Annotated in this window: 27 protein-coding genes and 1 tRNA gene; 24 read left to right on the top strand and 4 right to left on the bottom strand. The window is 53.1% G+C overall.

Annotated elements, in window-relative coordinates; translation table 11 throughout:
• Positions 1-2: 2 nt before the first annotated feature.
• The 6 genes from ribD to thiL are packed head-to-tail and all read left to right on the top strand — an operon-like array spanning position 3 to position 4,819.
• Positions 3-1,124: a bifunctional diaminohydroxyphosphoribosylaminopyrimidine deaminase/5-amino-6-(5-phosphoribosylamino)uracil reductase RibD gene (gene ribD / locus WA318_RS11135; RefSeq protein WP_336081078.1), complete on the top strand. Its 1,122-nt coding sequence runs from the start codon at positions 3-5 to the stop codon at positions 1,122-1,124.
• 4 nt (positions 1,125-1,128) lie between these two features.
• A complete protein-coding gene (locus tag WA318_RS11130; RefSeq protein WP_114097451.1) occupies positions 1,129-1,716 on the top strand; it encodes a riboflavin synthase in 588 nt (195 codons plus the stop codon).
• Between the two features lie 6 nt (positions 1,717-1,722).
• Entirely contained in the window at positions 1,723-2,877 is a 1,155-nt protein-coding gene (gene ribB / locus WA318_RS11125) for a 3,4-dihydroxy-2-butanone-4-phosphate synthase (RefSeq protein ID WP_336081074.1), read from the top strand.
• Between the two features lie 4 nt (positions 2,878-2,881).
• On the top strand, positions 2,882-3,346 hold the full coding sequence (gene ribH, locus WA318_RS11120) for a 6,7-dimethyl-8-ribityllumazine synthase (protein WP_114097453.1): 465 nt from the start codon (positions 2,882-2,884) through the stop codon (positions 3,344-3,346).
• Positions 3,346-3,843, top strand: a complete 498-nt coding sequence (gene nusB / locus WA318_RS11115; RefSeq protein ID WP_114097454.1) for a transcription antitermination factor NusB — start codon at positions 3,346-3,348, stop codon at positions 3,841-3,843. Before ribH ends, nusB begins: the two co-directional genes overlap by 1 nt.
• Position 3,844: 1 nt before the next feature.
• Positions 3,845-4,819, top strand: a complete 975-nt coding sequence (thiL, locus tag WA318_RS11110) for a thiamine-phosphate kinase (RefSeq protein WP_336081070.1) — start codon at positions 3,845-3,847, stop codon at positions 4,817-4,819.
• Positions 4,820-4,853: 34 nt separating this feature from the next.
• Here thiL and WA318_RS11105 read toward each other — a convergent pair whose 3' ends face one another.
• Positions 4,854-5,303 carry an outer membrane protein assembly factor BamE gene (locus tag WA318_RS11105; protein ID WP_114097456.1) on the bottom strand — a complete coding sequence of 150 codons (450 nt, stop codon included), beginning with the start codon at positions 5,301-5,303 and terminating at the stop codon, positions 4,854-4,856.
• 156 nt (positions 5,304-5,459) lie between these two features.
• Between WA318_RS11105 and WA318_RS11100 the strand changes: the two genes are divergently transcribed.
• The 7 genes from WA318_RS11100 (at position 5,460) to WA318_RS11070 (ending at position 10,051) form a co-directional block, all read left to right on the top strand.
• The gene (locus WA318_RS11100) at positions 5,460-6,020 is read left to right on the top strand and encodes a ubiquinol-cytochrome C chaperone family protein (RefSeq protein ID WP_336081069.1); all 561 of its coding nucleotides are present in this window, start codon (positions 5,460-5,462) and stop codon (positions 6,018-6,020) included.
• Between the two features lie 13 nt (positions 6,021-6,033).
• Entirely contained in the window at positions 6,034-6,615 is a 582-nt protein-coding gene (locus WA318_RS11095) for a YceD family protein (RefSeq protein ID WP_336081066.1), read from the top strand.
• 256 nt (positions 6,616-6,871) lie between these two features.
• Positions 6,872-7,948, top strand: coding sequence for a phosphate acyltransferase PlsX (plsX, locus tag WA318_RS11090; RefSeq protein ID WP_336081064.1), 1,077 nt, complete (start codon positions 6,872-6,874; stop codon positions 7,946-7,948).
• A 42-nt stretch (positions 7,949-7,990) separates the two neighbouring features.
• Entirely contained in the window at positions 7,991-8,962 is a 972-nt protein-coding gene (locus WA318_RS11085; protein WP_336081062.1) for a beta-ketoacyl-ACP synthase III, read from the top strand.
• A 159-nt stretch (positions 8,963-9,121) separates the two neighbouring features.
• Positions 9,122-9,412 (top strand): integration host factor subunit alpha, encoded by a 291-nt coding sequence (locus tag WA318_RS11080; RefSeq protein WP_033069712.1) that lies wholly within the window; start codon positions 9,122-9,124, stop codon positions 9,410-9,412.
• 11 nt (positions 9,413-9,423) lie between these two features.
• Complete coding sequence (locus WA318_RS11075; protein WP_336081058.1) at positions 9,424-9,906, top strand: MerR family transcriptional regulator; 483 nt, start codon at positions 9,424-9,426, stop codon at positions 9,904-9,906.
• 68 nt (positions 9,907-9,974) lie between these two features.
• Positions 9,975-10,051 (top strand) — tRNA-Pro (locus WA318_RS11070).
• A 46-nt stretch (positions 10,052-10,097) separates the two neighbouring features.
• On the opposite strand, the gene WA318_RS11065 is transcribed toward WA318_RS11070, so the two are convergent.
• Together WA318_RS11065 and WA318_RS11060 are read right to left on the bottom strand one after the other, a co-directional pair.
• A complete protein-coding gene (locus WA318_RS11065) occupies positions 10,098-10,670 on the bottom strand; it encodes a histidine phosphatase family protein (protein WP_336081056.1) in 573 nt (190 codons plus the stop codon).
• A gap of 114 nt (positions 10,671-10,784) precedes the next feature.
• Positions 10,785-11,030, bottom strand: a complete 246-nt coding sequence (locus WA318_RS11060) for a hypothetical protein (protein WP_114097461.1) — start codon at positions 11,028-11,030, stop codon at positions 10,785-10,787.
• 89 nt (positions 11,031-11,119) lie between these two features.
• Here WA318_RS11060 and cutA point away from each other — a divergent pair, with 89 nt between their 5' ends.
• Together cutA and WA318_RS11050 are read left to right on the top strand one after the other, a co-directional pair.
• The gene (gene cutA / locus WA318_RS11055) at positions 11,120-11,461 is read left to right on the top strand and encodes a divalent-cation tolerance protein CutA (RefSeq protein WP_114097462.1); all 342 of its coding nucleotides are present in this window, start codon (positions 11,120-11,122) and stop codon (positions 11,459-11,461) included.
• 78 nt (positions 11,462-11,539) lie between these two features.
• A complete protein-coding gene (locus WA318_RS11050) occupies positions 11,540-12,103 on the top strand; it encodes a septation protein A (RefSeq protein WP_114097463.1) in 564 nt (187 codons plus the stop codon).
• A gap of 85 nt (positions 12,104-12,188) precedes the next feature.
• On the opposite strand, the gene WA318_RS11045 is transcribed toward WA318_RS11050, so the two are convergent.
• Positions 12,189-13,385: a bifunctional 2-C-methyl-D-erythritol 4-phosphate cytidylyltransferase/2-C-methyl-D-erythritol 2,4-cyclodiphosphate synthase gene (locus tag WA318_RS11045; protein WP_336081052.1), complete on the bottom strand. Its 1,197-nt coding sequence runs from the start codon at positions 13,383-13,385 to the stop codon at positions 12,189-12,191.
• A gap of 121 nt (positions 13,386-13,506) precedes the next feature.
• Between WA318_RS11045 and ccsA the strand changes: the two genes are divergently transcribed.
• From ccsA to hfq, 9 genes are all read left to right on the top strand, one after another.
• Positions 13,507-14,313 (top strand): cytochrome c biogenesis protein CcsA, encoded by an 807-nt coding sequence (gene ccsA / locus WA318_RS11040; RefSeq protein ID WP_114097465.1) that lies wholly within the window; start codon positions 13,507-13,509, stop codon positions 14,311-14,313.
• A gap of 257 nt (positions 14,314-14,570) precedes the next feature.
• Positions 14,571-15,581: a tRNA dihydrouridine synthase DusB gene (dusB, locus tag WA318_RS11035; RefSeq protein ID WP_336081048.1), complete on the top strand. Its 1,011-nt coding sequence runs from the start codon at positions 14,571-14,573 to the stop codon at positions 15,579-15,581.
• Between the two features lie 57 nt (positions 15,582-15,638).
• Positions 15,639-16,787, top strand: coding sequence for a two-component system sensor histidine kinase NtrB (locus WA318_RS11030; protein ID WP_336081045.1), 1,149 nt, complete (start codon positions 15,639-15,641; stop codon positions 16,785-16,787).
• Entirely contained in the window at positions 16,784-18,232 is a 1,449-nt protein-coding gene (ntrC, locus tag WA318_RS11025) for a nitrogen regulation protein NR(I) (protein ID WP_114097468.1), read from the top strand. The genes WA318_RS11030 and ntrC overlap by 4 nt, the downstream gene beginning before the upstream one ends.
• Positions 18,229-20,505, top strand: coding sequence for a sensor histidine kinase NtrY-like (locus tag WA318_RS11020; RefSeq protein ID WP_336081043.1), 2,277 nt, complete (start codon positions 18,229-18,231; stop codon positions 20,503-20,505). Before ntrC ends, WA318_RS11020 begins: the two co-directional genes overlap by 4 nt.
• Positions 20,506-20,553: 48 nt before the next feature.
• Positions 20,554-21,927, top strand: coding sequence for a nitrogen assimilation response regulator NtrX (gene ntrX, locus WA318_RS11015; RefSeq protein ID WP_336081040.1), 1,374 nt, complete (start codon positions 20,554-20,556; stop codon positions 21,925-21,927).
• A 45-nt stretch (positions 21,928-21,972) separates the two neighbouring features.
• Positions 21,973-23,352 (top strand): Trk system potassium transporter TrkA, encoded by a 1,380-nt coding sequence (gene trkA, locus WA318_RS11010; RefSeq protein WP_114097471.1) that lies wholly within the window; start codon positions 21,973-21,975, stop codon positions 23,350-23,352.
• 62 nt (positions 23,353-23,414) lie between these two features.
• Complete coding sequence (locus WA318_RS11005) at positions 23,415-24,101, top strand: HAD family hydrolase (RefSeq protein WP_336081037.1); 687 nt, start codon at positions 23,415-23,417, stop codon at positions 24,099-24,101.
• Between the two features lie 122 nt (positions 24,102-24,223).
• A complete protein-coding gene (hfq, locus tag WA318_RS11000; RefSeq protein ID WP_007089557.1) occupies positions 24,224-24,481 on the top strand; it encodes an RNA chaperone Hfq in 258 nt (85 codons plus the stop codon).
• The last annotated feature ends 5 nt before the right edge of the window (positions 24,482-24,486 follow it).

The raw sequence follows: 24,486 nt of genomic DNA, 5'->3' as shown, positions 1-24,486 counted from the left end.
TAATGACACCCCCCGCGTTTAGCGAAGACGACCGGCATTTCATGCGGGTCGCATTGAGCCTGTCAAAACGCGGTTTGGGAAATGTCTGGCCAAACCCGTCGGTTGGTTGTGTCCTTGTTTCCCCAAATGGCGAGATTGTCGGGCGCGGTCACACCCAGTTCGGTGGCCGCCCTCACGCAGAGCGTGTCGCACTGGATATGGCCGGTGCAAAAGCACGCGGTGCAACGGCCTATGTCACCCTTGAACCTTGCAGCCATTTCGGAAAATCGCCGCCCTGTGCTACAGGATTGATCGAGGCAGGCGTTGCGCGTGTCGTCAGCGCCCTGACCGACCCGGATGACCGGGTATCAGGTCGCGGTCACAAGATGCTTGAAGATGCAAGTATCAAGGTCGATGTCGGCCTTTTTGCCGAACAGGCACGCCGGATCAATGAAGGTTTCCTGTCGCGCGTTGAGAAGGGGCGTCCTTTCGTTACCTTGAAACTTGCATCAACCATGGATGCAAGATCAGCAACAAAATCAGGCGAAAGCCAGTGGATTACCGGCCCATCTGCGCGCGAAGAGGGGCATCTTTTGCGTGCAACCCATGATGCCATTCTGGTGGGCGCGAAAACGGTACTGGCAGATGATCCTATGCTGACCTGCCGGTTGTCCGGCCGTGAACATCAATCCCCAGTGCGCATCGTACTTGATCGTCTGGGGGAAATGTCGACAGGCGCGAAGCTCGTTCAAAGCGCATCAGAAATTTCGACATGGGTTGTGACGTCGGACGCCAAATTTGACGAACTATCGGAAAAATTTGAAAAAACTTCGGTAAAAGTGATTGCTGCCAGATGCGACGGCGATCATTTGGACCTACATGACGTCATGCAAAAGCTTGGCGATGCAGGATTGACACGCGTGCTTATCGAAAGTGGTGGTGCACTGGCTTCCGGTCTGCTTAAGGCAGGGCTGGTTGGTCGGATCGTTCATTTTTTTGCGCCGTCGGTTATGGGCGGTGATGGCAAGGCAATGATCGCCGACCTCGGCATCGGGGCGCTTTCTGATATGCCGAAATTTACCCGATACTCTGTTCGCCCTGTGGGTAAAGATATCGTGCTAACTTATGATTATAAAACGGAATAACTGCATGTTTACTGGCATCATTACCGATATTGCGACTGTCCGCTCCATCAAGAAAACCGGCGATACCCGGTTTGAGTTTACGACCGCCTTTGACACGTCAAAGATCGTTCTCGGGGCGTCCATTGCATGTAATGGTGCCTGCATGACAGTGATCGAAACCGGCCAAGACTGGTTTGCCATCGAAGCTTCGGCGGAAAGTCTTGATCGTACAACGCTTGGCGATTTGACGGTTGGAGCCAAGGTCAATCTTGAACAGGCAACCCGTGTCGGTGATGAATTGGGCGGGCATATTGTTTCAGGGCATGTTGACGGGGTTGCGACCCTGACCAAACGCCTTCCTGAAGGTGACTCTTTGCGCCTGACCTTTGAAGTACCGGAAAGCTTTGCGAAATATATCGCGTCAAAAGGCTCTGTGACGCTTGAAGGTGTGTCGTTGACCGTCAACGAGGTTGACGGAAACACTTTCGGTATCAATCTGATACCTCATACACAGACGCACACCACGTTGGGCTCGAAGCAACCGGGTGACCGGATCAATTTCGAGATCGATATGCTTGCGCGCTATGTCGCGCGGATGCTGGGTAAGGATTGATCAAATATGCCGCATCAATATTTGTCACCGATAGAAGATGTCATCGAGGAAGCCCGCAATGGCCGAATGTTCATTCTGGTCGATGACGAGGATCGTGAAAACGAAGGTGATCTTGTCATTCCAGCCCAGATGGCAACACCCGATGCTATCAATTTCATGGCAACCCATGGCCGTGGTCTGATTTGTCTTACCCTTGAATCAGCGCGCTGTGACGAGCTTGGCCTGACCATGATGAGTGCCCATAATGGCACCCGCCATGAAACTGCCTTTACCGTGTCGATAGAAGCCAAGACCGGTGTCACCACCGGCATCTCCGCACCTGACCGTGCACGGACAGTTGCAGTTGCGATTGACCCCAATGCCGGACGGCATGATATCGTGACGCCAGGTCATGTGTTCCCGCTGCGTGCGCGTCCGGGCGGGGTTCTGGTCCGTGCCGGTCATACCGAAGCGTCGGTTGACATTGCGCGTCTTGCCGGGTTGAACCCGTCGGGCGTCATTTGTGAGATCATGAGCGATTCGGGTGAGATGGCCCGACTGCCGGAACTGGTCGAGTTTGCCAAGAAGCATAATCTTAAAATTGCGCAGATTGCTGATCTGATCCGCTATCGTCGCAAACACGAAAAAGTCGTACAGCTCAAGGCAACCACCAAAATCCAGAGTGTTAATGGTGGTACGTTCGACATGCATCTTTATGTCAACAACATCACCTATGCCGAACATATCGCACTGGTAAAGGGCGACATCAGTGACGCCGCGCCGGTCTTGACGCGTGTTCATGCGCTAAATGTGCTTGAGGATGTGCTGGGGGATACCCAGACAGGTCATCAGGGGCAACTGGCTGCTGCCATGCGTCAGATCGGCGAAGAGGGCCGTGGTGTGGTGGTTCTGATCCGTGAACCGCGCCCCAATACCTTGTCATCGTCGATTGCCAAACTGATTGAACTGAATGGCGGGGATGGCGAATCCCTCCGTCAGGAAATTGCCCAGGCGACCGGTGATGCGGATTTGCGCGACTATGGTGTTGGCGCACAAATCTTGCATGATCTTGGCATTCGCGACATGATTCTGCTTTCAAATACCAAACGCCACATTGTAGGACTTGACGGCTTCGGCCTAAATCTGGTTGATCAGCGTCCGCTTGTCGTCTCGGAGGAATAAAACCATGACCATTGCCCCCCACATTCTGATTGTGGATGCGCCGTATTACACGCATATCGTTGAAGACCTTGTCAAAGGTGCGGCTGCGACTCTGGAAGCCGGTGGCGCAACGTGGGACCGCATTTCGGTGGCTGGTGCCTTCGAGGTGCCGATTTCAATCCGCTATGCTGTTCAGTCGATGGAAGAACTGGCGACCGGTCCGCGCTATGATGGCTATCTGGCACTCGGTTGTGTTATCCGCGGCGAGACGACACACTATGATCACATCTGCGAAGAAGCCAACCGTGCGCTGATGCAGCTTTGCCTTGATTACAATCTTGCGATTGGCAACGGTATTCTGACCGTCGAGAACGAGGCACAGGCGCTTGCACGGGCCAAGGCTGACGAAAAGAACAAGGGCGGCGAAGCAGCCCGCGCCGTTCTGCGTCAGATCGAAGTTCAAAACCATTTTGGAATACATCACAAGTAATGACCGATAAACCGAAGGCATCAGCCGCCCAGCGGCGCAGCGCAGCGCGTTTTGCCGCAATTCAGGCACTTTATCAGGCCGAGCTGTCCCAGCTTTCTGCCAGTGACATCGTGCGCGAATATTCCGATTTCCGCCTTGATGGGGAAGGTGGCCGTGACCTTGATGTCAGCAACGAAGACCTGATCGATCCGGATCGCGGTTTCTTTGCTGATCTTGTTCAGGGTGTTGCCGCCCGCATGGTCGATATCGACGCCCTGATTAACGGTGCCCTTGAAAAAGGCTGGACAACCAAACGTCTTGAAACCGTTCTGCGCAGTATTCTGCGTGCAGGAACTTACGAGCTGATGGCGCGTGAAGACGTGCCAATGCGCGTTGTCATCACTGAATATGTTGATGCGGCGCATTCGTTCTTTGATGAAAACGAGCCCAAGCTGGTCAATGCCGTGCTTGATCGCATTGGCAAGAATCTGCGCGCCGGTGAAGCCGGGCAGAACTGATATGGTTGCGCGATCGGGAGAATTCGATCTGATCGCGCGCCACTTTGCGCCAATTGCGCAACGTGATCCGGCTGCGCTGTCACTTAAGGACGATGCAGCCGTTTTTTCACCGCCACCGGGCTGCGAAGTTGTGGTGACCACCGACGCGCTGGTTGCAGATGTTCATTTCAGGAATATCGATACGCCGGAAACAATCGCGCAAAAGGTCTTGCGCGTGAATTTGTCCGATCTGGCGGCAATGGGGGCAGTGCCGGGCGGTGTTGTTCTGACCACCGGTTACAATCGCGATTTGTCCGAAGACTGGATTGCCCGCTTTGCCCGAAGTTTCGGTGAGGACTGTGCGACATTTTCCGTTTCGTTGCTGGGCGGCGATACGGTCGGCACGCCGGGCCCGACATTTTTCAGTCTGACGGCATTTGGATACGTTCCGGCGGGCAGGGCGCTTCGCCGAGATCAGGCGCGTCCCGGTGACGTTCTGGCGGTCACTGGTACGCTTGGTGATGCTGCACTTGGTCTTTCGGTGCTCGCAGACGCGTTTCCCGGACTCGATGAACTGTCAAAGAAATTCCTGTCAGATCGCTATTGGGTTCCGCAGCCTCGCCTGACGACGAGTCAGGCCTGTATGGCAAGGAATGCCCGTCTCGCCGCAATGGACTTGTCTGATGGTCTGGCTGGTGATTGTCGCAAGATTTGCGATGCTTCCGGTGTCGGAATGACGTTCAACTTGGCCGATATCCCGGTGTCTGAAGCGGCCAAAGCGGTTCTTGCGGATGATCCGGCCCGTTGGAACCAGATTTTGGGAGGCGGCGACGATTACGAATTGCTGATTGCCGGTGAGCCGGACGATATTGCTGCTTTGGGTGATCAGGTGACGGTTATCGGGACCGTGACCAACCAGACAGGCGAAGTGCTTCTCAAGGATCTGGATGGCAAAATGGCCGAACTCGCACCGGGCGGGTTCGACCATTTCAAATAACGTGTCGGACGTTCTTTCTTGGCGTTGAACCGGATTATTTGGTTTCGCTGAAGCGTCCAAGGTTGCCAAACAGCTGCTGCAGGATGGTCATTTCGCGGCCTGCCGTCGGCGTGACGCGATCAGTCGGTATCACCGGCTTGCCATCTTCCAGGTCATACTGGCTCAGGATTTCGACGCGGTTACCGGCATCAAAGCTGATCAGAACAACTTTTTGCTGAACCGTTTCCGGTTCGAAAAAGGCAACGGTTTCGGTGGTTTTGGAGATGTACAGCCAGACATTTTGGTCAAAGGCAGCAATCGTTGACGGGGAGCCAAGAATGTCGGTGACATCACCCTTCGTCGATTCTCCCACAGTGATCTGTTCGAGCTGTTCGGGCTCCGGTGCATTGCCCCGTGTCGCGATCCGCGGGCTGCATGCCGAGACATAGATAACAGCCAGTCCGGCCAGCATGATCAGGGGAAAGCGGGTAATTTTGTTATGCATGAAGCTCACCAGAGCGACCCTCTTGTTGAAACCAAACCGGAATTGCCTTGAGTTTCTGCGCTAGGCGCATGATATTGCCGGGCAATGACCGGGGCAGACGCGCCCCGATAAGATTTACGGCATTCTGCGTGCCATGACAGGAATGTCAACGAAGGAGTGTTACTGTTGTTTGGATGGCTGAAGAAAAAAGACCGCAAGCAAACTGCTGCCTTTGAACTTTACACCGCAATGGTAACCCAGGCACGGAAGCCTGAATTTTACGCAAAGCTTGGCGTCCCCGATACAATGGAGGGGCGTTTCGACCTGATTCTGGTGCATGCGTTTGTTCTTTTTCGCCGTTTGAAATCGGAAAATGGGGATCGCGATCTTGCACAGAACATCTTTGATGTGATGTTCTCTGATCTTGATCAGAATATGCGTGAAATGGGCATCGGTGATGTGGGAATCCTTAAGCGGATCCGCAAAATGTCTGAATCCTATCATGGCCGGATCGTTGCATATGAAGAAGGCGTTCAATCTGGCGCGGCTGAACTCGCCGCCGCATTGAACCGCAATCTTTATGCAGATACCGATGCCACAGATGAACAGCTTATGGCGATGGTCGGCTATGTGCATGATGCACTGGCAACCCTTGCCAAACAGCCTATTTTAGATTTGCAGGACGGCGCGGTGCATTTTCCTGATGCTCCCGAACTCGCCGTGACTGCCCCGCAATAGAAAGAAAGACCGGATGTCTGATAAATTCACTCCCGAATTTTCGCGCATCGTCAAAACAGACGAACAGGTAAGCGCGAAAGAAAAACTGGTGATCGAAGCCAACGAAAAGGAACGCGCTGCATTGGCCAAGCGTTTCGAGCTCGTTTCCATTGACAGCCTTACAGCCGAACTGACCATCAGCACTGCATCGAACGGTGAAGTCACCGTTCGTGGTCCGATGAATGCCAAGATTGTTCAGAACTGTGTCGCAACTCTTGAGCCGGTTCCCGAGGTGATTGAAGACACGGTTGAAGTTCTGTTCTCACCGCATGTTTCCGAAGAAGATCTGCCGTCGAACCCGGATGATCTTGAAGATTTGTCTGAAGAAGAATTGATGGCGCTGCTTGATCAGCCCGAACCGCTTGTCGATGGAAAAATCGATGTGGGTGAGGTTGTAGCGCAGTTTCTGGCAGTTGCGATGAACCCGTATCCACGCAAGGAAGATGCTGAATTGCCGACCTCGGTGAAAACCGAGGAAGAAGCCGCCGAAGAAAAACGACCCAACCCGTTTGCACAGTTGGCCGGTCTTAAAGAGCAGCTTGAAAAGAAAAATTAATCATCGAGAATGGCCAAAAGCCTGAGAATTAGGGTGCTTGAATATGCCGGTTTTTACCGGCATTTCACTTTTTGTCATCACAATGAGATGGTCACGGGACGGGGTGCTCTGTGTATCTGGCTCGGCTTTACCTTGTAACTGGTCGAGAATTCCGGTAATTACGGGCGTTCCGGCCACTAGATGACAGTCTTCAGCCAGTTGGCTGACCTGCCGGATATCCGGTTCAGAAATTTTAGAACAACCATAAGAGAATACGTTGCCTGAACAGGTTTGCATATCACTTGACGCGATGGGAGGAGACCACGCGCCAGAGATGGTCGTAGCAGGTGCAGAAATTGCGCTGAAACGGCTGCCCCATCTCAAGTTTCTGATGTTTGGGGATGAAGCCCGGCTCAAGCCGCTGCTTGCAAAATATCCCGCATTGGAAGCCGTAAGCGAGGTTCGCCACGCATCGCAGGAAGTTTCGATGGAAGACAAACCTTCTGTCGCTCTGCGTCAGCGTCGTGATTCCAGTATGCGCCTTGCCATTAACGCTGTGAAAGAAGGGGATGCGCAAGGTGTCGTGTCCGCGGGCAACACCGGCGCATTGATGGCAATGGCCAAATTCGTGCTGAAAACCGTACGCGGCATCGACCGTCCGGCAATCGCAACCTATATGCCGACCCAGCGTGGCGAAACTGTCATGCTTGATCTGGGCGCCAATATTGAATGCGACGAAAACAATCTTGTTCAGTTTGCACTGATGGGCGAAGTGTTTACCCGTATTCTGTTCGGCCTTGAAAAACCGTCTGTCGGTTTGCTCAATGTCGGCATCGAAGAACTAAAGGGTAACGAGTCTGTCAAAAAGGCTGCTGCCATTTTGCGTGACATTGATCTTCCGATCCGTTTCGAGGGTTTCGTTGAAGGCGATGACCTTGCCAAAGGCACGGTTGACGTGATTGTCACCGATGGTTTTACCGGCAACGTCGCGCTAAAGACGGCCGAGGGAACGGCACGTCTTCTGGTGCATTTCCTGCGCGAAACGTTCAAAAGTTCCTTCTTTGCCAAACTTGGCTATCTGCTCGCACGTCGTTCCCTTCAGCGTTTCCGTGATCGCATGGATCCGCGCCGCTACAATGGCGCGATGCTGCTTGGTCTGAACGGCATTGCTGTCAAAAGTCACGGTGGAACGGATGCGCTTGGCTTCTCCAATGCCATCGGGGTTTGCCATGACCTTATCGTGAACAAGCTCAATGACAGCATCAAAAATGAACTTGCAGCTTTTGAACAGGCGATGTCCGGAATGGAAAACGCCGAAGCCGAAGTCGCGGTTCCGGTTGGTCAAGCCGACTGATAAACTCACAAAAACATCAAGATAACTGGCGGTCCCCAAATCATGACAGTTCGTTCTCGCATTATTGGTTGCGGCTCATATCTTCCTGCAAATGTTGTAACCAATGATGATCTGGCAAAACGCGTCGATACGTCGGATGAATGGATCGTAGCACGCACTGGTATTCGTCAGCGTCACATTGCTGCCGAAGGTGAAACAACCAGCGATCTTGCCTATGAGGCCGCTATAAAGGCCATGGAACATGCCGGCGTGACAGCCGATGACATTGATCTGATCATTGTTGCGACGGCGACCCCGGATAATACATTCCCGGCGACCGCAACCAAGGTGCAGAACCGCCTGGGTGTGACCGGCTTTGCTTTTGATGTTCAGGCCGTTTGTTCCGGTTTCGTCTATGGCCTGACCACGGCCGATATGTATATCCGCAACGGACAGGCAAAAACAGCACTGGTCATCGGTGCCGAAACATTTTCGCGTATCCTTGACTGGGAAGACCGTCGGACATGTGTCCTGTTTGGTGACGGTGCTGGCGCGGTTGTTGTCCAGGCTGTTGAAGGGCAGGGAACCATCGAAGATCGGGGCATCCTTGCAAGCCGCCTGCATTCGGATGGCAGCAAGTATGAATTGCTCTATGTCGATGGGGGGCCTTCTGCAACCCAGACCGTTGGTCATCTTCGCATGGAAGGCAAGGAAGTTTTCCGCCATGCGGTGACCAATCTGGCCGGAGTGATTCGCGAAGTTCTGGCTGATACCGGTATTGATGCCTCGGAAATTGACTGGCTTGTACCGCATCAGGCAAACCGTCGTATCCTTGACAGCACGGCCAAGAAATTCGGCATTTCACCGGACAAGGTTGTTGTGACCGTCGATCGTCACGCCAATACATCGGCAGCATCGATCCCGCTTGCGCTGGCAGAAGCCGTCCATGATGGCCGTATCCAGCGCGGAGATATCGTCATTCTCGAGGCGATGGGTGGCGGATTTACCTGGGGTGCGTCGCTGGTTCGCTGGTAAAATCTTTTACCGAAAGACTGCTTTGGGCCGGAAAAACACGGCAATTCCGTAAAAATCACAACATTCCGCCTTAAAGCAGTGTATCCTGTTGATATTGACTGATTTCGCCACCAGATATAGCCTTGTATATAAAGTCCCGTAATAAGGAGGCGGCCTGATATGTCGGAAACAACGATTACCCGTGCGGATCTCGCTGAAGCCGTTTACCAGGAAGTAGGTCTGTCGCGGAATGAGTCCGCCCAGCTGCTTGAAACTGTTCTTGATGAAATTTCGACTGCGCTGATCAAGGACGAAGTCGTGAAGATTTCCTCGTTTGGAAGCTTCTCCGTGCGTCAAAAAGGGCAGCGTATCGGTCGGAACCCGAAAACGGGCGAAGAAGTACCGATCCTTCCGCGTAAGGTACTTGTTTTCCGGCCGTCACAGGTTCTGAAAGCCAGAATTAACGCTTAAGAAAAGAACTCATGAAAACGAACTTGGGGGCTGAGGCGGGCACATCCCGCCGTTCAGCAAAGTCTGACTCTGCTTTTCGCACAATCAGCGAAGCAGCGAAGGAGCTTGGTCTTCAACAGCATGTGCTTCGGTTCTGGGAATCCAAGTTCCCGCAGATCCAGCCGTTGAAGCGTGCTGGCGGGCGGCGCTACTATCGCCCGGAAGATATTGATTTTTTGGCAAATATTCGTTCGCTGTTGCACGATCAGGGCTTTACCATCAAGGGTGTTCAAAAGCTTCTTGATCAGAACAAGGGCAAATTGCCCTCTGAAATCACGGTAAGTTCAGCCGAAGCCGAACAGGGGACTGCGATCCCTGCAGCTGCTGGCGTCCAGCAGTCCGCTACGCATCTTCCTTCGATTGATACCGCAGCGCTGAAAAGCGTTCTGGGTGATTTGCAGGAGCTGCAAGGCATCCTTCAGGCGAGCCTGCGGGAAGTCAAAAAAAATCCGTAAAAATCATTTGCGTCTTTGGCGTTGCGCCGCTATTTATCGAGCCGCGCCAAAGAGCGCATCTATACGGTCGGAGCGTGGCGCAGCCTGGTAGCGCACCTGCATGGGGTGCAGGGGGTCGGAGGTTCGAATCCTCTCGCTCCGACCAATATCTTCCCAAATGAATTCATTGTTTGATCACGACCTGTCTGGCCTTATGGCATCAGACGGGCAAGTATTTCTATGTCCCCGGTGTTGGTGACCCTGATCAGGATGATTTCACCGGATTTGGGATAGATACCGGTAAGGGCCGTGATATTGACCTGATGGGTTACCAGCATTGCCTTGGTGCCTGACGGAAGTGTTGCAAGAAGGTCTGCTATTTGTCGGGTTTGTTGCTGTTCTGTGCTGCGATCGGCAAAGAACGAGTTTAACGATGGCTCCGGACGAACAGGACCAAGTGCAAGCAGGCTGGCCGTATCGATGCAACGGCACCACTGACTACTCAGCACCAGATTGATCTCAATGCCCATTTCCCGAATACGACCACCGGTGCGGCGGGCCTGATTTCGCCCTAGATCGTCAAGATTTCGTTGGGTGCTGCAATCATCAAGTGTGAAATTTGCCGGATCCCCGGTGCCCGGTGCAATCGCGTGACGCATCAGGGCATGCGTATCTCCCTGTTTCCAGATCTCCCATGCGTTGCCTGCTGACGCATGGGCCGGAAACGAAGTGATGCAGCAGATCAGGGTCGCTGCAATGATCGAAAAAGTTCTGAGAAGGGGCATGGTTTGGCAGCTGTTTTGTGTTCAGGGATATGTTCTTGATACCCTGAATTCTGCCGATTGGATCATAAGGCCAGCACCGATGAAGCAATTCAAATTATTGAGGTCGAACAAGCTCTAGGAGATTGAACTGGCCACGCGGCGTCCTTCATCCGTCAGTTTGCAAATCAGCCAGTCCGGCTTGACCGGGTTGTCAAACCACGGTGCGGCCCAGCCGTGATCAATGCAGCTCCGGACAGTTTTTTCACTGATTTGTTTGCCGTTGCCATCAAATAGAGGCAATTTACCACCAGGTTGGCTCAAGCCGCGACGCAGCCATTCAAGCTGAACATCAGTGGGTTTCGAATGTTTTTTCCCCGTCATCGGTACTCCCCGCACCGTTATGATATGATTGGTGTCACAAACATTGTCTGGTTTCAGTGTGACGGATTATCAACCATGGAGCAATCTCAATGACAGAAGACCGATTTCAGAACAGTGAAATGTCATTTCTCTATGTCACTGTTCCGGACATGGAAATAGCACGCGTGATCGCTGGCGGTGCCATTCGTGAAAAACTTGCTGCCTGTGCGAATATTTTGCCACAGATGACAGCCATTTATGAATGGAATGACGACGTCGAAGAACAAACCGAACTGGTCGTCATCCTTAAGACCGCGCGTCATACGGCAATTGATCTGGCAAAATGGGTCGAGGATCATCATCCCTATGACGTGCCATGTATCCTTGAAATTCCGTTGGGCCGGGGGAGCAACGGTTATGTGTCATGGCTGCAGGGGCAGTTGGGATCGTGATCACGCTTGATATGATTGCATCACACGTTCTTGCCCCCTAGGATGGCGCAAATTTAATCTGTTGAGTGAAGTGATTTAATGAACCAGCTTACCAAAATGGCCCTGGAAATGGGGCCGTTGATCCTGTTTTTTGCTGTTAACGCGACGACAAACCTGATGACCGCAACGGCGGTGTTCGTGGCGGCGACTGTTATTGCCCTGGTTACGTCCTATATGGTTGCCCGCACCATTCCGGTCATGCCGCTGATTGGCGGCGCGTTCGTTATCGTATTTGGCGGTCTGACGCTTTATCTTGACGATGAACTGTTTATCAAGATCAAGCCGACCATTGTGAACCTGCTATTTGCAGCGATCCTGTTTGGTGGCCTGATGGCACGTAAGCTGTTTCTCAAGCTTGTTCTGGAAAGTGCGTTCAAGGCCACCGACGAGGGGTGGCGTATCCTGACATGGCGCTGGGCATTCTTCTTTGTCTTTCTTGCCCTGGTGAATGAAATTGTCTGGCGGAATTTTTCGACAGATACCTGGGTGGCCTTCAAAGTGTGGGGGATCATGCCGATTACCATGGTGTTTGGCATGGCGCAGGTACCCGTCCTTATGAAGCATCAGCTTCCCGAGGAAGAGGGCGGTTCAGCGGCTTCTTAAGGCCGGGAAGAATTCGGATACTCAAAAGACAAAGGGCAGGATTTTCATCCTGCCCTTTGTCTTTGGTTCTTGGCTTCCAGGTTATTTACCTGATTGGTAGCGCAATGCTGACTGCTGCTTGCGCGGCAATGCCTTCTTCGCGGCCGGTAAAGCCAAGGCGTTCGGTCGTGGTGGCTTTGACATTCACGCGATCGACCTCGATTTCAAGAATTTCTGCGACTTTTTCTCGCATGGCCATGGTGTGCGGCCCGATCTTCGGACGTTCGCAAATAAGGGTCACATCGGCATTGACGATACGGCCGCCACGTTTGCGCACCAGATCAGCGGCATGCTTCAGGAAAATATCAGACGCAGCACCTTTCCACTGCATATCACTCGGCGGGAAGTGCTGACCGATATCACCGGCACCAATTGCCCCGAGAATGGCGTCGGTCAGCGTGTGCAGGCCAACATCAGCGTCGGAGTGACCTTCAAGGCGTGCGGTATGGGGAACCTTGACCCCGCAGAGAATGCAATGATCGCCCTGTGCGAAACGGTGAACGTCAAAGCCGGTTCCGGCGCGGTATTCTTCCTGCTGCATCGCGGGGGTGTCCTTGTTTGTGCAGTTAACCCAGTCCTGGGCGCGGTCAAAATCATCGCGCCGTGTAATTTTGTCGTTTGAGCTGGTTCCTTCAACACAGATGACATCAATGCCCATGGCTTCCAGCAGGGCGGCATCATCGGTGAATTCCTGACCTTCATATTTCTGATGTGCCATCAGAATTGTGTCAAAGGCGAACCCTTGCGGCGTTTGTGCCCGTTGCAGGCTTTCGCGCGGGATGGTTTGCGTAATGACACCATCGCTTGTTGTCTGTTTGATTGTATCCGTGACCGCAAGTGTCGGAATCGCACCAGCTTTTGTCTCAAGGGCTGCGACGACACGTTCAATGACCTCATCAGAGATACCCGGACGCGCCGCATCATGGATCAGAACAATATCGGGCTTCTGCGGGCACAGGGCGCGCAGACCGTTCAGGACGGATTGTTGCCGGGTTATGCCACCATTGACCGGTGCAGGCAGGGACGGGGCATCAATATTGGCGATTGCAGTGTCATACCAGGCTTGGTGTGACGGATTATAAACCACCTGTACAAGATCAAACGAGGTGTGGCGGGCAAAGCATTCAATACTGTGGCCAAGCACGGTTTTGCCGCCAAGCGTGTGATATTGTTTTGGTATTGGGTCGCCAAATCTGCTACCGCTGCCAGCAGCAACGATGACAACCCCGATTTTTTTGGTCATAAACATGATGCCATGGCTTGTCTGAATTGCGCCGCAGGCTATCTTTCTGCGAAGCCTTTGCCAAGTCGCCATTTGGTTTTTCAGGGTTAATCTGCGCCTTACGACAGAAACGGACCATCACATGCTTGCTGCATATATTCATATTCTGGCCTTGTTGCCGCTTACCGCGCAGATCATGCGCGCCGAGCCGAAGCGTGACATATGGCTGCATGGATCGATCTGTCTGGCGGCAATTGGTACGATGGTGGTTCTTGGTCTGACCGGTGAAGAGGTTCAGTCGCGCGGTTTTGCAGCGGCATTGCACTGGTCAGAGCTGACCGTGATCATGATTTTTGGTGGACTGGTCATTTGCAAGGGACCGCATCAGGTCTGGCGTCTTGCCGGTTATATCGGAGGTTATCTTCTGCTGTTTGCCGGTTTGGCCGCTGTTTTTAGTCTGTTTGATCAGCATGTATCGCCAACCGTTACCGGGCCTGCGCTTTATTCAGGCTGGCTTTGGGCCCACATCGGCAGTTCGCTTGTGACCTATGCGCTGGTCACGCTGGCTGCGATTGCTGCCATGGCCTATGTCGTTCAGGAACACGCTCTCAAGCACCGCAAACCAACCCGCTGGAGCCGGCGTTTGCCGCCGCTTCGCGATAGCGAGTTCATGCTGGTGGGTTTCCTGAAATGGTCAGCCTGGGTTCTGATCATCGGGATTGTGTCGGGTTTTGCCCTTCGATACGTAGAAGGTAGCAGTCTTTGGGCAATCGATCACAAGATGCTTTTGACCCTGCTTGGGTTTGTGACCATCTGTACCCTGATCTTCATTCATGAAAAATCGACCCTGCGTGGACGCATGGCTGTTCGGTTCGTTCTGGGGACCTGGTTGCTTTTGACCCTGGCGTTTCCCGGTGTGCGACTGGTGAGTGGGTATCTCGTTGGCTAACGCTGTTCCTAGATTGCCGTTCAAATAATCACTGATTGACGATCTCCGGGGGGCAGGTGCGTAATTGCTAGTCACAGTGCGGCGCACAAGCATTCTGGATGCGGGCGTTTTCTTGCTGAATATCAGCGGGTGGCAGCATATTTACAGGGCCTCTCAGGCTTTACTGTCACGATATTTTCCATATTACGCTTAGAGTTGTTGCAACTCGGGGCCAGTTTTATTAATCTGCCCAAGTTTTAGGCAATCGGATTACCTTCATGTCATTGCAGATCGGTTCTGTGCATGTGCCAGAGAATGTCATTCTGGCACCAATGTCAGGTGTGACTGACCTTCCATTTCGTCAGCAAGTCCGCCAGTTCGGCGGCCATCTTGTTGTGTCTGAAATGATAGCGTCAGATGCCATGACCCGTATCCAGCGTCATGAAAAAGAAGTGCGCAAGATGCATGGCGACTGCACTGCCGAAAGCCCGCTTTCTGTCCAGCTTGCCGGAACCGAACCCGATGAAATGGCCGAAGCCGCCAGGATGAATGAAGCCCGTGGCGCGATGATCATTGACATCAATATGGGCTGCCCGGCCAAAAAGGTGACCAAGGGGTATGCCGGTTCGGCCCTGATGCGAGATGAAAAACTTGCTGCCGATATTATCAAGGCGACCGTTGATGCTGTTTCGGTTCCGGTCACCCTGAAAATGCGTCTTGGCTGGGATGATGACAACCGCAATGCGCCGACCCTTGCAAAAATCGCCGAAGATCTCGGCATCAAGATGCTGACGATACATGGACGCACCCGTTGCCAGTTTTACAAGGGAGAGGCGGACTGGGATGCGATTTCTCTGGTCAAGGAAGCTGTCGCGATCCCTGTAATTGGCAATGGTGATGTCACCAGCGAAGAGAATGCCGCAGAACTTTTGCGTCGTTCGGGGGCTGATGGTGTAATGGTCGGACGTGGGGCGTATGGCCGCCCCTGGTTCCTGGCACAGGTGTCACATTATCTCAAAACCGGCGAAAAACTTGCTGCGCCCAGCCTTGAAATCCAGTTGAAGACCATCCTGCGTCACTATGATGCAATGATTGATCATCATGGACGTCAGGGTGTCCGGATCGCTCGCAAACATCTGTCCTGGTATTGTAATAGTATGCGCAATGCGACTGAATTTCGCCGTATTGTCAACGTGTTGGATGATCCAGTCGAAGTAAAGGATCAGATCAAGGCGTTTTACGAGCCATTGGTTGAAAACCAGATCAAATATGATCAGCAAGCTGCCTGATCGCTTCATAACAATAATATGGCGACATACAAACTTAGATCGTCGGGGAAGAATTGAATGAGACTGGGATTTGGAAAAGGCAACGGGGTTGACCCGACCGGGGTGCTTAACGCGATAGCCAGTGCAGTCGTCGTTGCAAACCGCGACGGGAAAATACGGTTCGTCAATCAGGCGACAGAACAATTGTTCAACACCAGTGCAAGTGTCCTGTGCCGCAGCGATCTGAGCGATTTCATCCCCTCGGACAGTCCTGTTTTTTCACTCATCAAACAGGCAATTGACGAGGCAACGCTGGTCGCGGACCACAATCTTCTGATTGAAAGCCCGAAGATTGGCAAACATACGGTCAACCTGACCGTTGGGTCGATGCCTGATGAAAGTGATTGCGCTGTCCTGACCTTTGAACCTCGTTCCATCGCGCAAAAAATCGACAATCAGCTTCTTAGCCGCAATTCCGCCCGTTCAGTTAGCGCGATGGCGGCCATTCTTGCCCATGAAATCAAGAATCCGCTTTCCGGGATCCGGGGGGCTGCGCAGTTGCTTGAACAGACCAGTAACGAGGATGACCGGGTTCTGACCCGTCTGATCTGTGACGAAGCAGACCGCATTGTCGAACTGGTCGACCGGATGGAGATTTTCTCTGACAAGCCGATGGAACGCGGTGCGGTCAATATTCATACCGTGCTTGAACATGTTCGTCGCCTTGCCGAGAACGGCTTTGGTAAAAATCTGGTGTTCGAAGAAATTTATGACCCGTCCTTGCCGCCGGTCTTCGGAAACCGCGACCAGCTGATCCAGGTATTTCTCAATCTGGTCAAGAATGCAGGCGAGGCTGTTGATCCGCAGGACGGCAAGATCGTTATTTCAACGCGCTATCAGCATGGTATTCGTCTGGCCGTTGCCGGTGGTGACGCGCGTGTTCATTTGCCGCTGGTGGTCTCGGTACGCGATAATGGTCCCGGTATCCCGCAGGATATGCGTGAAAGCCTGTTTGATCCGTTTGTAACGACCAAGCCGACCGGTTCTGGCCTTGGCCTTGCGCTGGTGGCGAAAATTATCAACGACCATGGTGGGGTGATCGAAGTGAAAGATGTGCCGGGGGGCGGTGCAGAATTTCAGATCATGCTGCCAATCTACAATCGTGCGCTGGCCGAGGGGGCCAGTGAACAACCGATAATAATCAATAACAGGGAACACACCGCATGAGCACGAGCCCTGCAAGAATTCTGGTCGCTGACGACGACCGCGCCATCCGTACCGTTTTGACACAGGCATTGTCGCGTCAGGGTCACGAGGTTCGCAGTACCGGACACGGTCGTACGCTTTGGGACTGGATTGCCGATGGGGACGGCGATCTTGTGATTACCGATGTCATGATGCCTGACGAGAACGGTCTTGATATGGTGCCGCGCATTCGCAAATTGCGCCCGGACCTTCGTGTCATTGTCATGAGTGCGCAAAACACCCTGATGACCGCCGTAAAGGCAGCCCAGCGCGGTGCGTTCGAATACCTGCCAAAACCGTTTGATCTGAATGAGTTGATGGCGATTGTTGATCGTGCACTTGAGACGCCGCAGGAAAGCCAGACGGGTAAATCCGGTGATGAAGAGGGCGATGATCGCCTGCCTTTGATCGGCCGTTCTGCCGCGATGCAGGAAATCTACCGTGCGCTCGCCCGTCTGATGAATACCGACCTGACGGTGATGGTGACCGGCGAAAGCGGTACGGGTAAGGAACTGGTGGCGCGTGCCCTTCATGAATATGGCGGGCGCCGTCACGGACCATTTGTCGCGATCAATATGGCGGCAATTCCGCGCGAACTGATCGAAAGCGAGCTTTTCGGTCACGAAAAAGGTGCCTTTACCGGTGCCAATGAACGCAAGGTCGGCCGGTTTGAACAGGCCGAAGGCGGTACGCTGTTCCTTGATGAAATCGGTGACATGCCTCTAGAAGCGCAAACCCGCTTGCTGCGCGTTCTTCAGGAAGGTGAATATACTCGTGTCGGTGGACGCACGCCGATCCGTGTCAATGTCCGCATCGTGGCCGCAACCCACCGTGATCTGCGCAAGCTGATCCGCGAAGGCACCTTCCGTGAAGATTTGTTCTATCGCCTCAATGTTGTGCCGATCCGGTTGCCGTCCTTGCGTGAACGTCTTGAAGACATTCCGGAACTGGTCAATCACTTCCTGATGCAGGCGAGTGAAGAGGGCCTCCCGCGCAAAACATTGTCGGCCGAAGCAATGGGCCGCCTGAAAGCGCATCGCTGGCCCGGGAACATTCGTGAGCTTGAGAACATGGTGCGCCGCCTGACGGCGCTGTATTCGCATGATGTGATCGGTGTCGATGTCATCGAGACCGAGTTTTCCGAAAACAATATCAGCGAAGCCGCACCAAGTGCGGAACCGCAATCCCTGTCGGAATCGATTGAACGTCATGTACGTGAATATTTCGATGCCCACGAAGAAGATTTGCCGTCAAACGGCCTTTATGATCGCATCCTGCGCGAAATGGAGCGCCCGCTTTTGAACGTGACGCTTGAAGCAACGCGTGGCAATCAGGTGAAGGCCGCCGAGGTGCTTGGCCTGAACCGGAATACGCTTCGTAAAAAGATCCGTGATCTAGGACTGGAAGTCGTCAGGGGCACGAAATGAACAATACGGACGGTTCGATCTCCAACCGCTTGTTGAGGTCGGGCTTCGTAAGGTTTCTTGGGCGGTTAGGCCAGTCGCGGCGCTTTGCGTTTAGTCTGGTCTCTGCCGCCCTGATTTCGGTCACTGCGACCTATCTGGCGATGACCGGGACGGCTCCGTTCCGGCCTGATCCGCGCCTGATCCTTTTGTTGCTGAACATTGATCTGGTTCTGGTGTTGCTTTTGGCCACACTGGTGGCCCGCAAGCTTGTTCAGATTTGGGTCGAGCGTCGTCGCGGTGTCGCCGGGGCGAAACTTCACACCCGCATGGTTTTGATGTTTTCGCTGGTCGCCGTTACACCGGCGATTGTTGTTGCGGTATTTTCCGCACTTTTCCTGCATTTCGGTATTCAGGGCTGGTTTAGCGACCGCATTCGTACTGCAGTCGAAGAAAGCATGGTCATTGCTGACGCCTACCTTAAGGAGCATCAGGAACTGATACGTGCCGACGTTCTGGCAACGACTGCAGACTTGCAGCGGTTTGGGGTTAATTTTTCCACCAATCCAGAACGTATTTCAGACATGCTGACCGATCAGGCCCTTGCCCGTGGCCTGCCGGAAGTCATGATGATCGATGGTTCCGGTCAGATCATTGCCCAGTCTGAATACAGCTTCTCCTACGATACAGCTCAGGCATCCATTCCAGCCGAAGTTTTTGATCAGGCGCGTGAAAAGGATGTGGTTCTGATGATCGGGAACAGCGACAACCGCATTCGCGCACTGGCAAAGATTCCGAGCTTTATTGATGCGTTTCTGCTGGTCGGGCGGTTTGTTGATCCGAATGTGCTTGATCGTATTGATAAGGCACGGCGCGCTGTCGACGCCTATGAAAGTCTTGAAGGTGAACGTTCGGGCATCGTTATCACCTTTGTCATGATCTTTGTGCTGATTTCTGTTGTTTTGCTTCTGGCGGCAGTCACACTTGGTTTGATGGTTGCAACGCGCCTTGTTCAGCCGGTGTCCGAGCTGATTACCGGTGCTGAACGTGTTCGTGACGGTGATCTGTCGTTCCGGGTGCCGCTTGACGGGCAGGGCGACGAGCTTGAAGCTCTGGGCCGCGCCTTTAACCGCATGACGGCGCAGCTTGAAACCCAGCGCAACGAGCTGATTGCGGCAAACCGCCTGAACGATGAACGCCGCCGCTTTACCGAAGCCATTCTGGGCGGGGTGACTGCGGGTGTTATCGGGCTTGATCCGGATCGAAAGATTGATCTGCCGAACCGAAGCGCCTCCGATCTGCTGGCAGTTGATCTTGACGGGTATCTCGGGCTCGCACTGACCGAGGTTATTCCGGAATTCGCGCCACTGTTTGACGATTTTAACCGCGATGGTGACCGCAGCAAGCCACGCCAGATCGAAATTCGTCGGGATGGCGTTAATCTCACCTTGCTTGCGCGGGTCACTGCCGAATGGGCAGATGACGGGACGGTGTTTGGCTATGTCGTAACCTTTGACGATGTGACCGAGCTTCAAACTGCACAGCGTATGGCCGCCTGGGCTGACGTTGCGCGCCGTATCGCGCACGAAATCAAGAACCCGCTGACACCGATCCAGTTATCGGCAGAACGTCTTAAGCGGCGCTATCTGAAACAGATCAAGGATGATCAGGAAGTCTTCCAGATCTGTACCGATACCATTATCCGGCAGGTTTCAGATATCGGACGCATGGTTGACGAGTTCTCAAGCTTTGCGCGGATGCCATCCCCCAAGATGAAGATGGAAAATCTGAGTGATCTTGTCAAAAGCGCTGTTTTTCTTCAAAAACAAGCGCATAGCGAGATTTCTTATGATTTTGATCGCACCGGGATCGAGGATCTGAAAATTTCCTGTGACGCCCATCAGGTCAATCAGTGCCTGATTAACACCCTTAAGAATGCCGCCGAGGCCATCGAAGGTCGTGAAAAGCCGCAAGAAGGTGAATTGCCGCGCGGGCGTATCGAGATTTCGATCTCGATGTCACCAAACAATCAACGTGTATTTGTAGCGGTTTCTGATAACGGTAAGGGACTTCCGGCGGAACATCGCGAACGGTTGACCGAGCCATATGTGACGACCCGTTCCAAGGGAACCGGTCTTGGTTTGGCGATCGTCAAGAAAATCATGGAAGACCATGGTGGAGAGCTTATACTCTCTGACGGCGTTGAAAGCGGGGCGACCATTACGCTATCTTTCCCGCAAGCGACTGATGCCGATATTGAAAAAGGGGCGCCGGGCGCTCATTCCTCAGACAACTGATTAAGTTGTCAAAATCGTAACAAGAATAAAGATTGATTTGGTTCCGACATGGCGCACGACATTCTGATTGTCGATGATGAACAAGACATTCGAGCGTTGATTTCCGGTATTCTGGAAGACGAAGGCTATACCACCCGTCAGGCCGGATCGAGCCAGGAAGCTCTGTCCGAAGTGGCCGCGAGGCGGCCAAGCCTTGTGGTGCTTGATATCTGGATGGATGAAAGTGACCACGACGGGATTGAAACCCTCAAGCTGATCAAACGCGAACATAGCGAAGTCCCGGTGGTGATGATTTCCGGCCACGGGAACATTGAAACTGCACTCGAAGCATCGCGCATCGGTGCCTATGACTTCATTGAAAAGCCGTTCAATACCGACCGTCTTTTGATGGTTGTCGAACGCGCGATTGATGATGCGCGTCTGCGCCGCGAAAACCGCGAACTGACCTTACGGGCTGGTGGTGATACAGAGCTTGTCGGCAAGTCATCGGTCATCAATAACCTTCGTCAGTCTGCCGAACGCGTTGCACGTACCGGTAGCCGTATCCTGATCCATGGCCCGGCAGGGTCAGGCAAGGAAGTTGTTGCACGCCTTATCCATCAGAAATCGGCAAGGGCGGAAGCCCCGTTTGTGGTTCTAAACTGTGCGAACATTTCCCCCGAAACCATGGAAGAGTCCCTGTTTGGCGCGGTCGCAAATGCAGATCGCGAAGCCCGCACGGGGGTGCTTGAGCTGGCGCATGGCGGGACATTGCTGCTTGATGAAGTTGCCGACATGCCCTTGGAAACACAGGGGAAAATTGTTCGTGTCCTCCAGGAGCAAACCTTTGAGCGTGTCGGCGGTGCTTTGCCGGTCAGCGTTGATGTCCGCGTGATTGCGACCACCGCGCGTGATCTTGAACAACGTATTGCTGAACAAACCTTCCGTCAGGATCTGTATTATCGTCTGAATGTGGTGCCGCTTGAAGTGCCATCGTTGCAGCAGCGCCGGGATGATATTCCCGAACTTGCCGAACGGTTCCTTGAGCGTTACGCCGATGCGACCGGCTTGCCAAAACGCAAACTCTCGCCAGAGGCAATGGCAACACTGCATGCCTATGACTGGCCGGGGAATGTGCGTCAGTTGCGCAATGTCATCGAACGATTGATGATCATGGCACCGGATGATGACAAGACGGATCTGATCAGTGGCAAGATGTTGCCATCCGAGTTGTTCTCAGATGTACCGACATCCCTAAGCTTTGACAAAACAAGTGAAATCATGGCATTGCCGCTGCGTGAAGCGCGCGAGATGTTTGAAAAAGAATACCTGCAAACCCAGATAGACCGGTTTGGGGGAAATATTTCCAAGACGGCAAGTTTTGTCGGCATGGAACGTTCAGCCTTGCATCGCAAGCTGAAAAGCCTTGGTGTGAACAGCTGACAAAGCCATTCTCATCTGGGACTGTTGTGAACGGGAGATAACAAGATGAAGGTCATCATTTGCGGCGCCGGGCAGGTGGGCTTCCACATTGCCAAATATCTGGCCGCGGAAAACAATGATGTTACCGTGATCGACCAGTCGGAAGAACTGGTTCGCAAGATTTCAGACACGCTCGAAGTCAAAGGCATCATCGGGTTTGGTTCGCACCCCGATGTGTTGCAGCAGGCTGGTGCCGACGAGGCCGACATGCTGATTGCTGTGACTTTTGCCGATGAAGTCAACATGACGGCCTGTCAGGTTGCGCATTCCCTGTTTAATGTGCCGACCAAGATTGCTCGTATCCGCAGCCAGACATATTTGCAGCCGGAATGGGCAAGCCTGTTTGGTCGTGAAAAACTTCCGATTGATGTGGTGATTTCGCCAGAAATGGAAGTCGCCCGTGCAGTTGCGCGTCGTCTTCAGGCACCCGGCGCGTTTGACATGATCCCGTTTGCCGATGACAAGGTCAAAATTCTTGGCCTTCGCTGCAACGAAGATTGCCCGGTGATCAACACGCCGCTGCGTCAGCTTCACCAGCTTTTCCCGGATCTGAACATATCGATCCTTGGCATGATCCGCGATGACAAGCCGGTTTATCCCAAAGGGGAAGACCAGATGCTGGCAGGGGACCTTGTTTATCTTGCAGTGTCAAGCGATCAGGTGTCACGTGCAATGTCGGCCTTTGGTCACGAAGACCCCGAAGCACGCCGTATCGTGATCTTTGGTGGCGGCAACATTGCCTTGTTCCTGGCCGAAGAGATCAACAAGAATTTCCCGGGTGTGACCACACGTCTGGTCGAAGCTGATCCTGAACGTGCACGTTATGTGGCCCAGAAACTTCCCAAGAAAAGTGTTGTTCTGCGTGGCGACGTTCTTGATCCGGAACTGCTTGAGGAAGCCAATGTAGGCAATGCCGAAGCCGTTGTTGCACTGACCAATGATGATGAAACCAATATTCTGTCATCCTTGCTCGCCAAACGTTATGGCTGTCCGCGCGCACTGACACTGATCAATAAAAGCACCTACAACTCGCTGGTTTCTGAACTGGGTGTCGATGTTGTCATTAGTCCGCGTATGACAACGGTTTCGACCATCCTGCATCATGTGCGTCGTGGCCGTATTCGTGCTGTTCACAGCCTGTCAGAAGGTTTTGGCGAGGTTCTTGAAGCCGAAGCACTTGAAACCGCCCCAATCGTTGGCAAGGCGATCAAGGATATCGCGATGCCGGCCAGTGTGGTGTTTGGCGCGATCTTGCGTGATGGTGAGGTGGTCATGCCGCGCGCCAATACGGTGATTGAGGCGAATGACCGCATTGTCGTCTTTGCCGGATCCGAGCAGATCAAGAAGGTCGAAAAGATGTTCGCAGTCCGGTTGGAATATTTCTGATCGCTCAGCGGATTTTCAAATCCTCATACCAATAGATAGCGCCGTCATTACCGGAAGTTCAAATGTCTGACAAATTGCCCCATCCGCCAAAGGCCGTCATTTTTGACTGGGATAATACACTTGTTGATAGTTGGGGTACCATTCAGGCGGCCCTGAATATGACCTTTGAAGACTTTGGCAGGGAAACCTGGACGCTTGAAGAAACCAAACAGCGTGTAGCCCGTTCCCTGCGTGACAGTTTTCCGGTTCTGTTCGGTCAGGATCGCTGGGAAGCCGCCAAGGAGAGTTTCTATGGCCATTTCCGGTCCATTCATCTCGAAACACTGACGCCACTTGTCGGCGCATATGATCTTTTATGTGCGTTGCGTGATAATGGCACCTATATCGGTGTGGTCAGCAACAAGAATGGTGACTTTCTGCGCAAGGAAGCCGAGCACCTTGAATGGACGCCCTTTTTTGGAAAAATTGTTGGTGCAACAGATGCGGCAAATGACAAACCGGCTGCCGATCCGGTGCATATGGCGATGGGCGACTCTTCGGCATCGCAATATGAGAATCTCTGGTTTGTAGGGGATAGTGTTGTTGATATTCAATGTGCGCGCAATGTCGGAGCCACTGCAATCCTGATCGGCGATGAAATAACCGGTCACGGGGACACGCAGAATTCTGCGACTCTTAGCCCTGATTGGCATTTCGCTGATTGCGAGGCGCTTGTAAGGGTTGTAAAAAGCTTCTCGAAAGTCTTATAGTCCAGACTGGTCATTAAAAAATGGGGCAGGGGTCGTGACCGACCTGAAAGTCGACGGCTCCACATTTTCCTTGGCCGCCCGAAACCAAAAAAACGCTCATAAAAGAAGGCTAGGTCTAACCAATGGCGGAAAAATCACAAAATGTTCAGGACGTATTCCTGAATTATTGCCGTAAAAACAAAACGCCGGTTACCGTGTTTCTGGTCAACGGAGTCAAATTGCAGGGCATCATCACCTGGTTTGACAATTTCTCTGTTTTGCTGCGGCGCGATGCTCATACCCAGCTCGTTTACAAACACGCGATCTCGACGGTAATGCCGACGACCCCGATCAAACTGTTTGATCCGAGCCAGCCTGCGACGGACGAAGAAAATAGCTGACGAAT

Origin of the sequence: Thalassospira sp. CH_XMU1448-2 (assembly GCF_037027285.1) — a bacterium.
GTDB lineage: Bacteria > Pseudomonadota > Alphaproteobacteria > Rhodospirillales > Thalassospiraceae > Thalassospira > Thalassospira profundimaris_C.
This window is presented reverse-complemented; position numbering and strand designations above follow the sequence as displayed.